The organism is Actinoplanes sp. NBRC 101535, assembly GCF_030269225.1.
GTDB classification, from domain to species: domain Bacteria; phylum Actinomycetota; class Actinomycetes; order Mycobacteriales; family Micromonosporaceae; genus Actinoplanes; species Actinoplanes rectilineatus.
Window position 1 is genome coordinate 1 of sequence record NZ_BSSY01000024.1, and the last position, 11,535, is coordinate 11,535.

Consider the following 11,535-nt stretch of genomic DNA (forward strand, 5'->3'; position numbering starts at 1 on the left):
AGCGAACATCACCACCGTGATCACATGGTCCATCTTCCGACGCCGCCACCAAAACGCTGCCAGGACCAGCCACTACGAACGACAAGCCCTCACCGAACCCTGAAACGGATCTCCTGCTGGAGTATTAGGAATGGGGTGTCCGGAGTCCGTCGATCAGGATTGACAACAACCGGGGCCCGCGGGCATCGAGTTCGGCGTCATCCAGGCGCGATAGCCAGCTGATGAGCACGATGACGTCGCGGGCCTCCGCGTCCGGGCGAATGCTGCCGGTCGCGCGGCCCGCAGTCAGCAGCAGGTCGACCGCGTCGCCGATCGGGCCGAGGCTGTGGGCGGCGAGGTCGCGCCAGGTGGCCGCCTCGACGGCCGCGAAAACATCGCGTTTGACCCGGGCGTAAGCAGCCACTCGGTCGAACCAGGCCCCGAGTGCGTCCAGCGGCTGGTGGCACTCCAGCAGCTGCGGGGCGGCGGCGACCAACTCGTCGACTTCCGCGCGGTAGACCTCGACCAGAAGACTCTCGCGCGTTGGGAAATGCCGGTAGAGCGTCCCTTGCCCTATGCCGCACGCCTTGGCGACCGCGTTGAGCTTCAGCGCACCCGGTCCGTTTACCAGCTTGCGCGCCGCTTGCAGGATCCGTTCCCGATTGAGCTGCGCGTCGGACCGTTGTGGTGTGCTGCTCCCGGCGTAAGCGGACACATGTCCGCTATGCTGATCAGGGTATCCGGACATGTGTCCATTCTAGGTGGGAGTCGCCATGACTATCCAGGGCAAGGTCATCGCCATCACCGGCGCCAGCAGTGGCATCGGTGAAGCAACAGCACGCCATCTCGGATCCTGCGGTGCGGTCGTCGTGCTGGGCGCGCGCCGCACCGACCGGTTGGATCGGCTGGTCGGCGAGATCACGGCCGCGGGCGGCACCGCGGCAGCCGTTCACGTCGATGTCGTCAACCCCGACGACCTCCAGTCACTCGTCGACACCGCCGTCAAACGGTTCGGTCGGCTGGACGTCCTGGTCGGCAACGCCGGGATCACCAAGATAGGCCGAATGGACGACCTCGACCTCGCGGGCTGGTCGACCATGGTCGACGTGAACGTCAAAGGCATCCTGCACGGGATCGCCGCAGCGTTGCCGGTGTTCCGCCGTCAGGGCAATGGCCACCTGGTCACCGTGGTATCGACCTCAGGACTGAAAATTGTTCCCACGCAGGCGGTTTACGCCGGAACGAAGAACGCGGTCCGCACCTTCCTGGAGGCTCTGCGACAGGAGAGCACCGACGGCGTCCTGCGCACCACGTCCATCTCCCCGGGCTACGTGCGCACCGAACTCATCGACAACGCCCTCGACGACCCGGCCATGCGTGAGCAGGCCAGGCAGAACATGGCCGACCTCGGCATCGACCCGGCATCGGTAGCCAGGGCGATCGCCTTCGCAATCGATCAACCCGACGACGTCGAGATTGGCGACCTGACCATCCGACCCACCCGCCAGGGCTGAACTCCGCTCAGCAGCCAGATCCGGACGCCGTCGGGCACACCGAACCTCACTCGTGCAGTAGAGGATTTCTGTGTGCTGACGGCCCGCCAGCTCCCTCTGATCCTGCGGATGTCGTCGGCATAGCCACAGGCTCTCCAGGAAGGCGACGATCGTGTCGGTGGGCTGGTAGCGCCCTGGAGCAGTGCCGAGCGGCGTGGTACGGGCCAGCGCGCGTTCGTTGAGTACGAGGTCGGCGTGGACATAGACCTGGGTTGTGGCAACGCTTTCGTGGCCAAGCCACAGGGCAGTCACAGTGGTGTCGACTCCGGCGTTCAACAACCGCGTGGCTGCGGTGTGACGCAGGACATGCGGGGGATCTTCTTCTCGGCGAGGGTCGAGCAGGCCAGTGCGGCTGTCGCGGCGTGCCTGGCTACTCGACGTTCGAGCGGGTCCCGGGTGATGGCGGTGCCTGAGCGGGTGGGAAACAGTGGGTCACTTCAGGAGCTGAGTCCGGCATCACCGGGCGAACAACACGCTCAGCCACACCCTCGAGCAGGTACCAACAGTCCCCGAGCGCTACGCCGACTGAGAATGGCCGTGAAGGCAGAGGGGCGGTGTAGGGTCCAGAGTATTCGAACTCGTCGGGTGACTCGGTCGTTTTGACCTGGACCCCGTTTGGCCTCCGATCCGTGACGGGTGCAACTGACACTCGTCCTCCAGGAGGCCTTCGTGAGTCGTTCATTCCTGTCCTGTTTTCCGCCGTGGCGACCTGACGCGCCGCCGGTGCGCCCCCTACCGGCCCGGCGTTGCTCCGGGTTCGGAAGTCCGCGATGAGTGCCCTGCACGATGACCAAGCTGGACCTGACTCGGTCCAGCGCACCGTCTCGACCCTTCGTGCGCGCGGTGGCACCGGTGCCCTGTGTGCCGGGCTGCAGGCCGTCCTGCCGGCCATCGACGGGGTCGGGCTAACCATGTTTACCCCACACGGTCGAGTGGTCCTCGCTGTCACCGGCAGGCTCATCGACCTGATCGAAGATTTGCAGATCGCCTTGGGCCAAGGCCCGTGCTTCGACGCCTTCTACACCCGGCGACCGGTCCTGGTCTCCGATCTCGACGATGTTCCGGCGATCGCCGACTGGCCCGACTTCGGTGCCCGCGCCGTTGCGGTCGGCATCCGCGCCGTGTTCGCCTTCCCGGTCCTGCTGGACGGTCGGCCGGTAGCCACCCTTGAGATGTGCCGCATCACCGCAGGCGCCTTGAGCGATACCGACGTCGACCATGCCGTCCGCTACGCGGCCGTGGCGGCGGTACTGCTGCAGGACGACGCCGTCGCCGGCAACGGCGCCGGCGCCGTGATCGGCGAGGAGGCCGCTTTCCTGCTACAGGCCACCGGCAGGGTGATGGTCCAGGCCGACGTCGACGCCGATACCGCCCTGCACCGGTTGCGCCGATACGCCGTCGACCACGATCGGCACGTCCGCGACGTCGTCGTCGACGTGCTCGCCCACCGGCTGCGATTCGACCCGAGTAGCGCTTCGTGAGCGCCCCGACGACCCCGGGCCACGGCCCCACCCACGATCAACGCGTCATCGACGCGTTCGTGGTCCTGTCCGACACCCTGGTCGACGACTTCGACCTGACTGAACGCATGCACCAGCTGACCGGCTACTGCCAGGAACTACTGAACGTCGACGGCGCCGGAGTGATGCTCGCCGAGCCCGACGGAAGGATCCGGCTGGTCGCCTCATCGGACGAGACCACCCGGCAGCTGGAACTGTTCGAGATCGACAACGGCAACGGCCCGTGCCTGACGTCCTTCCACAGCGGCGCTGTCACCGAACACCCTGACTTCACCACCCCCGGCAACCAGTGGACCGACTTCTCCGCCCGCGCCCACTCCGACGGCTACCGATCCAGCCACGCCATCCCCATGCGTCTGCGTCAACAGACCGTCGGGGTGCTCAATCTGTTCAGCAACACCCCGGGCCGCTTGGCCCAAGCCGACCGGCAGATCAGCCGAGCCTTCGCCGACCTCACCACCATCGCCCTGCTCCAACACCGCGCGATCACCGCTCATCGCACCCTGGCCGAACAACTCCAGGCCGCGTTCACCACCCGACTGGACATCGAACGCGCTAAGGGAATGCTCGCCGAACGCTTCGGCATCAACACCGAGGACGCCTTCAACCGCATCCGTAACCGCGCCCGCAACACCAACCGAAAGATTGCCGACCTTGCCCGTGAGATCAACACAGGAAAGGCCACCGATCAGTTCTAAGGGTGTATCTAGGGCCGGGTCGTCTTGGCGGCGCAGGCGCGGCATGTCGTGGGGCAGGTACCAGCCTCGCATCGTCTCGGCGGTCACCGGGATGGGCTCGGCGCGCGTCTGGTGGCGGCGGACCGTCTCGTCGAACGGGATGTCGAAGTAGAAGGCCGCGGACGGGCCCTCGTGGCGGGCGATCAGGTCGCGCAGCAGGTCGCCGTGTGCTCCGCTGTCCAGGATGCCCTCGAGGACCACGTGGTAACCGGACTCCAGGGCGGCCCGCGCCGTCCCCACGACGAAACCCGGCGCCACCGCGGCCGGGCCGTTTCCGCGGTGTTCGCGCAGGACGGTTCGGCGCAGGTGGTCCTGCTCGATCTTACCGACCGTCAAGGAATTCATATCGCTCCTGAGCTGGTCAGATACGTCGCGAACATGTCCGTGACGTCAACCGTCTCAGTGGCCGACGTCACGGCAGAACAGTCAGCTGACGCGGTGAGTTCGCGTCCGCTGCAGTGAGATCACATGAATTGACCCATTCTGCCAACCGCGTCCTCAACGCGGCGAACGACGCCAGGCAGCACGTCGGCGGCATGGTTGAGGCCAGCCGCAGCGGCCTCGAGGTCCGTGGGGTTGAGCACCTCTGCGGCGTAAGCGAGACTCGCTGCGGTTGCAGCGTTCACGCCAGTGCCAGTGTCCGACATCAGCGCGATGATCGACTTCAGCTCGGTCACGGTCTCGCTCGTGACGGTGTGCGTCTTCTCGAGCTGCTCGACGATAGCTTCCAGCCGCTTGACGGGCGGTTCGGCGATCTCCGTCAGGAGCTTCATGAGCGCGTCGGTGTCCATCACTCGAAGGCGGTCCAGAACTGCGTTCTCGGCGCCCTCGTGCTGGATCTTCCACTTTCGGAGCAGTTCCGGCGGGTAGCGCTTCTCGCTGTCTTTGCCGTCGACTTCCTCATGGTGTGCCAGGCAGAGCAGGAGGAGGTTCTCGAAGGAGTCCCGCTTCTCGGCAGGCAGGTCGCGCCGGTAGCGGGAGCGCCGGGACGCACGCCGTAAATGGGAGCGACCTGCGCGTTCTTCTTGAACTCTCCCGGTCTGACCTCGAATACCACCGGGTGCGGACACGCTGGGGCGTAACAGCGGCCATTGCTGACCGTCCAGAGGGCGGCCAGCATGGCCGGCGGGAGACTCTTGCGTTCGCCGGCGCCATCAGCCGCGGGCTCCGTGGTCGTAGTCATGTCGTCAGCTTGGCGGCAGGGTCTAACATTCTTTTGCGTGAATATCTATTCATGTGCGCCGGTGGCTCGCTGTAGATCTTCTTATGCACTGGGTGCGGCTCGGATATGCCAACTGCGGCGGAGGGGTCAGCGTAGATCGTCATCCGGGTCGAGACCGAAGGCCTGCCGAGTCTCTGGTCGTCCCGCCCATGGATGGTGAGCGGGTGCTGGGATAGCAGTCATGGGATGAACTGGGATAGTACGACGGTGCCCAACCTGGACTTCTACGCAGCTGACGACGACTGGCCCACCGTCCTTCGCGCCGCCTTTGATTCGAATCTGTTCCGGATCTTCGAGGCGGACTCAGAACCAGATCAGGAATTACGCGAGTTCCAGGCCTGCGAGAAAATTCCGGCGGAGCCTAGCGGGCGACATCTGATGTTGTTCGTCGTCGGCTCCGGGCCGGGTCCGACGGCGAAGCGCATCGACTTCGTCCCCGGTGTATCTGACGCGAAGTTCCGATACTCCTGCGAAGGTTGGGGTCTGATCCAGCTTCACTATGGCGGACCGTTCGGTGACCAAGAGTTGCGGTGGAGTCATACCAACCACAACACCGAGAAGCGCGCCGCAGCGTGGGCGCCGACGCTGCGGCGTTTGGATGATCCCGCCGCGTGGGACTGGAAGGCGGTGACCAGTGCCTCGGGCAAGCTGAATCGAGCGATCCGGAGTTTGGCCGTCGGCAAGATCGGATCGCACCCGGTCCTGCCAGGCGCTGCGGAGTTCATCGCAGCAGCGAATCTTCAGCATGAATACGGAACCGGGATCCACGCGACGCCGTACTTCGGCGGTTGATCTCACCGCCCCGGCCGCCTTGAGATCCCTACCAGCGGTTTGGACACCTGGATGTCAAGGAGTTCGGCTTCAAGGTCAGCGAGCCGCTTGTCGAGAAACGGTTATTCAAGCGGGCGGCCTGCAACTTCTGCTCGAGGACCCGGTTGTCTTCGGTGCAATGCCACTTAGAGCGTCCGGCGATAGGTCCAAGATTCGGACAGGCGGGACCAGCAGGAAGCAAACAGGCACGGGTCCATTGATCATCGGAGTTCTCTACGCTTCGTGACCGATGGAGTCCCGTGCCTGCGCTGCCATCTTCGTTGTTCGAGCCTGTCTGGGTCCAGTTCGCCGCGCTGTGGCCTGAACGACCCGAGTTCGATCCGTCGCATCCGCTGGGCTGCCACCGCCGCCGGATCCCGGACCGGGTGGTGTTCGAGCATGTCATCGCCGCTCTGGTTCACGGCTCCGGCTATGAACGTGTCGCGTCGGCTGCCTGTTCGGATCGGACCGTCCGACGCCGGCTGCAGGCGTGGGCCGCTGCCGGTCTCGGTGAACAGGTCCATGAGCTGGCCCTGGATGCCTATGCCCGGATGACCGGCCTGGATCTGGCCGACGTCAGCGCCGACGGCGCGATCACGAAAGCGCCGTGCGGCGGCGACCGGGCTGGTCGGTCTCCTGTAGACCGTGGCAAGGGCGGCATGAAGCGCTCGACCGGTGTGGACGGCTACGGGATCCCGCTCGGGATCGTCGGCGCCCCGGCGAACCGGCACGACTCGCCGTTGCTTCGTGACACCTTCGAAGCGTGCGGCACCCAGCTCTGTTACTACTGGCCTGAGCAGGTCACTGCTCATCTGGATCGTGGTTGCGACAGCAAACGCAGCCGTGAACTGCTCGACGAGATCGGCTTCGACGCGCAGATCGCCCGCAAGGGCGTGCCCGCCCCGATCCAGTCGGCAAACGCTGGGTGGTCGAGCGGACGAACTCGTGGATGAACGGCTTCGGCAAGATCCGCCGCTGCACCGACCGCGACGCCAAGATCATCGACTTCTACCTGTACCTCGCCGCCGCGATCGTCACGATCCGTCAACTCATCCAACGAGCCCGCACGCTCTACCGCTGGGACACCAGACCCACCACCCGCCGGCTCAGATGAAACCTATTGCCGGTCGCTCTAAGTTGATCTCAGTGGGTGTGAGTGTTGGTCACAGCCGGGTCGGGGCTGTTCTGGTGTGATGGCCGCCGTGTCGGGTGCGGATGTCACGGCGGATCAGGTGTCGGTCGGGGTTGGGCCTCGGCTACGGTGCGTCGGCTTACGTCCGGGGTCTCCTGACCTCTTTCCCGATATCGGAGGCATGATCGGCCAGCCCGACCGAAACTGATCTCATGCCGAGTACCGCCGCGTCCGACAACCCGGCGCCGCCGGTGTTGAACAAAGGGCAGATCAACGCCGTCTTTGTCGCGATCCTGCTGGGAATGCTGCTCGCCGCGCTGGATCAGACGATCGTTTCGACGGCCCTGCCCACAATCGTTGCGGACCTGGGCGGAGCCGGGCACATGGCCTGGGTGGTCACCGCGTACCTGTTAGCCGAGACGATCGCGACCGTGCTGGCCGGCAAGTTCGGTGATCTGTTCGGCCGCAAGCTCGTCTTCCAAGTCAGCGCGATCACCTTCGTGGCCGGTTCGGCACTGTGCGGCGTCGCGCAGGACATGGCCGTACTCATCGTGGCCCGCGTGGTGCAAGGCATCGGCGGAGGCGGTTTGATGGTGACCGCGATGGCACTGATCGCCGACGTCATCCCGCTCAAGGACCGTGGCCGCTACCAAGGGGCGCTAGGTGCCGTTTTCGCCGTGACGACGGTCGTCGGCCCCACCTTGGGCGGGCTGTTCACCGACAATCTGAGCTGGCGTTGGGCGTTCTACATCAACGTGCCGATCGCCGTGGTCGTGATCGGCATGGCGGCCAAGACGATACCGTCGATCACCGCCGCGACCAGGCCGATCATCGACTATGCCGGGATCGGCCTGGTCGCGGCGGGTGCCACGAGCATCATCCTTGGCCTGGAATGGGGCGGCAACGAGTACGCCTGGTCCTCACCGATGATCATCGGCTTGTTTTCCGGAGCGATTCTGCTCTTCGCTGCGTTTGTTGCCGTAGAGCTTCGGGCCGCGGAACCAGTGCTACCGATGCGGCTGTTCCGCAACTCGGTCTTCTCGATCTGCTCGATGCTGAGTTTTATCGTCGGGTTCGCCATGCTCGGCGCGATGACGTTCCTGCCTACGTACCTGCAATACGTGGACGGTGTTTCGGCTACCGGGTCAGGGATCCGGACGCTACCCATGGTCGTCGGACTCATGCTCACCTCGATCATCTCGGGTAACGTCGTCAGCCGCACCGGCCGGTATAAGCTCTTCCCAGTAGTCGGCACCCTGGTGATGGCCAGTGGCCTCTACCTGATGTCGACCATCGGACAGGGGACCAGTGCTTGGCTGATGTCGCTGTACATGTTCGTACTGGGCATGGGGATCGGCCTGTCCATGCAGGTGCTCACCATCGTTGTTCAGAACACTGTGCCGTACACGGATTTGGGGACAGCGACCTCCGGCGTGACGTTCTTTCGTACCCTCGGCAGCTCATTCGGCACGGCGGTCTTCGGCACCCTGTACAGCAACCACCTCGAACCCGAAATGGCCGCCGCGCTCGTCAGCTCCGGAGCATCGGCTGCGGCCGCCGCAGATCCGCAGGCGCTTCACGCGCTGCCTGCCGCGCAGGCGACGCCAATCATCGCGGCGTATGCCGACGCCATCAACTACGTCTTCCAATGGGTCGTCCCAGTCGCCGCAGTCGGCTTCCTCGTCGCGCTGTTCCTCAAGGAACTCCCGCTGCGCGACAGCGCCCGCGCAGCTGCCACCGATGTCGGAGAGGGTTTCTCTCCACCGGCCCCCGACGATCGCGTCGGTCAGCTGGAACGGCAGATCAGCGACACCATGCGGCGGGTGCACGGCGACCGTGCGGTCCTCGATCAGATTCTTGCCGACTCTGGAGCCGCGCTCAACCCGTCCCAGGCGTGGGCCGTGGGCCAGGCGCATCTGTACACCAAGGCCAAGGGGCAAGCCGACCTGCCGACCATCGCCCGTGATCACCGCATTCCACCGGAACTGCTCCAGCCGACGTTCACTGGCCTCACCCAGGCTGGCTTCGCCCGCATCGACGGCGACATTGTCGAGCTGACCGACACTGGCCAAGAGCAGTTCGACCGTGTCCGGCAAGCCTGGCTCGGATGGCTTGACGCCCATCTCGAGGACATCACTATGACCGGCCCGGGTGACCGGGATCTGCTCGACCAAGCGCTCAGCAATATCGCGACCCGTCTGGTGAACGAGCACTCCGGTCGGCAGCCCACCGAGGCCGCCGATACGCACTGATGCCCGCATACGACGATCTGCGCCTTTTCATCCTGAGTAGGCAGGGTGTTCGACATGGTGCAGGACGAGGATGGCCTGGACGATCGGGGTCGCCCGGTGCGGGCTGCAGCGGAGTTTCGTCAGGATCTTCCAGGTTTTGAGGGTGGTGTTGGCGCGTTCGCCGATGGCGCGGATCCGGGCGTGTGCCCGGTTGACATTATCGGCTATGACCTGAACGTTCACGCCGTGTCGGCGGTGTTTTCCGTCAGTCGTAGGGCTTCTGGTCGGCGACCCGGTCGATTCCGATCAGGGTGCCGTCGAGGATCACCTAGTACGGCAGCCGCCGTTCGTGAGGTGACCTCGGATCCCGCGGGAACGAGGACGGCCACCGCATGATCGTCTGTGCGTTGTGGACACAACATCAGACCTTGCGGTGGCCGAGAGCCACGGCGTAGAGCTTGCCCAGTGGCGACGAACCGTCGACCTGGTCATCGACTCGTTCGCCGGCCGGTTCTGCCGGGTCGAGCCTCGCCGGGCGGCGGCTGGGTTCGTCACCGGGCTACTTGCCGAGCTGGAGGTCAAGACCTGCTGGCAGGTCGCTGAGCAGGCCGGACATGCCCGGCCGGATGCGATGCAGAGGCTGCTCTACCGGGCCAAGTGGGACGCCGACGCAGTGCGTGACGACGTACGTAAGGTCGTCGCCGACCGGCTCGGTGACCCTGACGGCGTCCTCGTGGTCGACGAGACCGGCGATCTGAAGAAGGGCGTGCACTCAGTCGGTGTCCAGCGTCAATACACCGGCACCGCTGGACGGATCGAGAACGCCCAGGTCGGCGTGTTCCTGGCCTATGCGGGCAGACACGGTCACACCTTGATCGATCGCAGGATCTACCTGCCGAAGTCCTGGACCGACGACCGTGGCCGGTGCGAGCAGGCCGGCGTCCCGGACACGATCGCGTTCGCCACCCGGTCCGAGCTCGCCGACGACATGATCGACCTGACCGTCAACGAGATCCGCCGCCTGATCAACGTCCTACTGATCCGGCCGACCCACAGCAGCACCTACCGTTTGCGCTGGTCACACTGGCGACGCCGTCACCAGGCACGAGCCAGGCGAGCGCACTACGCCCGCCGCCTCACCCTCGAACTCCAGCCATGATCACGAATGGCGGCTGCCGTACTCGGCGATAGAAAACTCGCACCGAATCTGAGCCGCTACTTCGCCGATCGAGGCATTGCGATGGCCAGCATCGATTACCGGCTCAGCGGCCAAGCGCTCTTCCCGGCGCAATTGCACGACGTGCGTACTGCCGTCCGGTTCCTCAGGGCAAACGGCTCGGCCTACGGCCTTGACGGCAACGCGATCGGCCTGTGGGGATCGTCCGCGGGCGGGCATCTCGCTGCCCTCGGCGCGCTGACTGGCCACGCAGTCGCGCTGCCGGGTGAACCTGACATCGATCTGTATCCGGATACGAGTGTGCAGGCCGTGGCCGTGGGGTACGGCCCGGTCGACCTGGCCCTGTTTTCGATCTGCCATTCCGCCCGCGCCCAGGCGCCCCGATCGACGGGACGGGCCTGGCCGACGGGCGGCGAACTCGCCAGGTACGCCGTCTCGCGGCTGGTCTTGCCCTGGACCGTGCGGGTCCGGGTGATCCGGACGGCCTGTGCGGCCCTGGAGAAGCCGATCCCGCCCGGTGTCGCGACGGCGAGTGCCTTGACCGTGCGGGTTTCTTTGCGGCCGTGACCGGTCTCGCGGGTCTGCGCCCCGACCGGAACCTTTGCCCAGGGCAGGGCCTTGAGCTCGGCGAACAGCTTCGGCTGGTTGGCCTTGGTCGTGACCATCAGATGCGCGCCGTGCTCGGCGGCCAGGTCGGCGTGCCCGATCTGCGCATGCAGGGCGTCCGCGACGTTCAGGATCCCGTCGAGGGAGCCCCGTACGGTCTTGGCCAGGAGCAGCAGCGGCGTGAACGCGGGGATCTCGTTCGGCTTCGCCGTGATCTGGACCTGGGCGAGCACGATGCCGGTGCTGGTGTCCTACGCGCGGAGCAGGTGGACCTGGCGGCCGTCGGCGAGCCGGGCACCGCGGGCGGCCTTGCCGTCGACGGCGATGACCCGGCGCCACCAGTGACCACCGGCAGGGACCGGCGCCGTCCGCGAGCGCAGCCAGCGGGCCAGGACCCACACCGTCGTCGCGGCCGGCACCCGGGCCTCGAGCCGAGTCGGGCCCAGACCGTGCGGTCCTGGAACCGCACCCAATCCGTGACCGCGGCGAACGTGCACGCTCCGGCGATTACCGTGCACACCGCCGCCGTCAGGACGGCAACCAGGGGATACCCGCGGATCCCGCGGAT

Annotated in this window: 10 protein-coding genes and 5 pseudogenes; 9 read left to right on the forward strand and 6 right to left on the reverse strand. The window is 65.8% G+C overall.

What is annotated here, in order from left to right; genetic code table 11:
- Positions 1–124: 124 nt before the first annotated feature.
- The gene (locus tag QSK32_RS40190; RefSeq protein WP_083449644.1) at positions 125–727 is read right to left on the reverse strand and encodes a TetR/AcrR family transcriptional regulator; all 603 of its coding nucleotides are present in this window, start codon (positions 725–727) and stop codon (positions 125–127) included.
- 25 nt (positions 728–752) lie between these two features.
- Here QSK32_RS40190 and QSK32_RS40195 point away from each other — a divergent pair, with 25 nt between their 5' ends.
- Positions 753–1,493, forward strand: coding sequence for an SDR family oxidoreductase (locus QSK32_RS40195; protein ID WP_045747526.1), 741 nt, complete (start codon positions 753–755; stop codon positions 1,491–1,493).
- A 240-nt stretch (positions 1,494–1,733) separates the two neighbouring features.
- Here QSK32_RS40195 and QSK32_RS45610 read toward each other — a convergent pair.
- Positions 1,734–1,874, reverse strand: a pseudogene (locus tag QSK32_RS45610) (tyrosine-type recombinase/integrase); the annotation flags it as partial.
- A gap of 428 nt (positions 1,875–2,302) precedes the next feature.
- Between QSK32_RS45610 and QSK32_RS40200 the strand changes: the two are divergent.
- The 3 genes from QSK32_RS40200 to QSK32_RS40210 are packed head-to-tail and all read left to right on the forward strand — an operon-like array spanning position 2,303 to position 4,251.
- Positions 2,303–3,013, forward strand: a complete 711-nt coding sequence (locus QSK32_RS40200; protein WP_285474885.1) for a GAF domain-containing protein — start codon at positions 2,303–2,305, stop codon at positions 3,011–3,013.
- Positions 3,010–3,750: a GAF and ANTAR domain-containing protein gene (locus tag QSK32_RS40205; RefSeq protein ID WP_285474886.1), complete on the forward strand. Its 741-nt coding sequence runs from the start codon at positions 3,010–3,012 to the stop codon at positions 3,748–3,750. Before QSK32_RS40200 ends, QSK32_RS40205 begins: the two co-directional genes overlap by 4 nt.
- Positions 3,751–3,774: 24 nt before the next feature.
- Positions 3,775–4,251 (forward strand): hypothetical protein, encoded by a 477-nt coding sequence (locus tag QSK32_RS40210; RefSeq protein ID WP_285474887.1) that lies wholly within the window; start codon positions 3,775–3,777, stop codon positions 4,249–4,251.
- A 2-nt stretch (positions 4,252–4,253) separates the two neighbouring features.
- On the opposite strand, the gene QSK32_RS40215 is transcribed toward QSK32_RS40210, so the two are convergent.
- Positions 4,254–4,859: a hypothetical protein gene (locus tag QSK32_RS40215; protein ID WP_285474888.1), complete on the reverse strand. Its 606-nt coding sequence runs from the start codon at positions 4,857–4,859 to the stop codon at positions 4,254–4,256.
- A 359-nt stretch (positions 4,860–5,218) separates the two neighbouring features.
- Here QSK32_RS40215 and QSK32_RS40220 point away from each other — a divergent pair, with 359 nt between their 5' ends.
- The 3 genes and pseudogenes from QSK32_RS40220 to QSK32_RS40230 all read left to right on the forward strand — a co-directional run bounded on the left by QSK32_RS40220 (position 5,219) and on the right by QSK32_RS40230 (position 9,205).
- Positions 5,219–5,803, forward strand: coding sequence for a hypothetical protein (locus tag QSK32_RS40220; protein WP_285474889.1), 585 nt, complete (start codon positions 5,219–5,221; stop codon positions 5,801–5,803).
- 278 nt (positions 5,804–6,081) lie between these two features.
- Positions 6,082–6,935: pseudogene (locus QSK32_RS40225) on the forward strand (IS5 family transposase).
- 230 nt (positions 6,936–7,165) lie between these two features.
- On the forward strand, positions 7,166–9,205 hold the full coding sequence (locus QSK32_RS40230) for an MDR family MFS transporter (RefSeq protein ID WP_285474890.1): 2,040 nt from the start codon (positions 7,166–7,168) through the stop codon (positions 9,203–9,205).
- Between the two features lie 27 nt (positions 9,206–9,232).
- On the opposite strand, the pseudogene QSK32_RS40235 reads toward QSK32_RS40230, so the two are convergent.
- A pseudogene (locus QSK32_RS40235) lies at positions 9,233–9,509 on the reverse strand (transposase family protein); the annotation flags it as partial.
- 165 nt (positions 9,510–9,674) lie between these two features.
- On the opposite strand from QSK32_RS40235, the gene QSK32_RS40240 reads away from it, so the two are divergent.
- Complete coding sequence (locus QSK32_RS40240; protein ID WP_285474974.1) at positions 9,675–10,343, forward strand: IS701 family transposase; 669 nt, start codon at positions 9,675–9,677, stop codon at positions 10,341–10,343.
- An 81-nt stretch (positions 10,344–10,424) separates the two neighbouring features.
- A pseudogene (locus QSK32_RS45615) lies at positions 10,425–10,685 on the forward strand (alpha/beta hydrolase fold domain-containing protein); the annotation flags it as partial.
- A gap of 77 nt (positions 10,686–10,762) precedes the next feature.
- Here QSK32_RS45615 and QSK32_RS45620 read toward each other — a convergent pair.
- Together QSK32_RS45620 and QSK32_RS40250 are read right to left on the reverse strand one after the other, a co-directional pair.
- Positions 10,763–11,200 (reverse strand): annotated as a pseudogene (locus QSK32_RS45620) (ISAs1 family transposase); the annotation flags it as partial.
- Positions 11,201–11,218: 18 nt separating this feature from the next.
- Positions 11,219–11,440, reverse strand: coding sequence for a hypothetical protein (locus tag QSK32_RS40250; RefSeq protein ID WP_285474892.1), 222 nt, complete (start codon positions 11,438–11,440; stop codon positions 11,219–11,221).
- Positions 11,441–11,535: the final 95 nt, after the last annotated feature.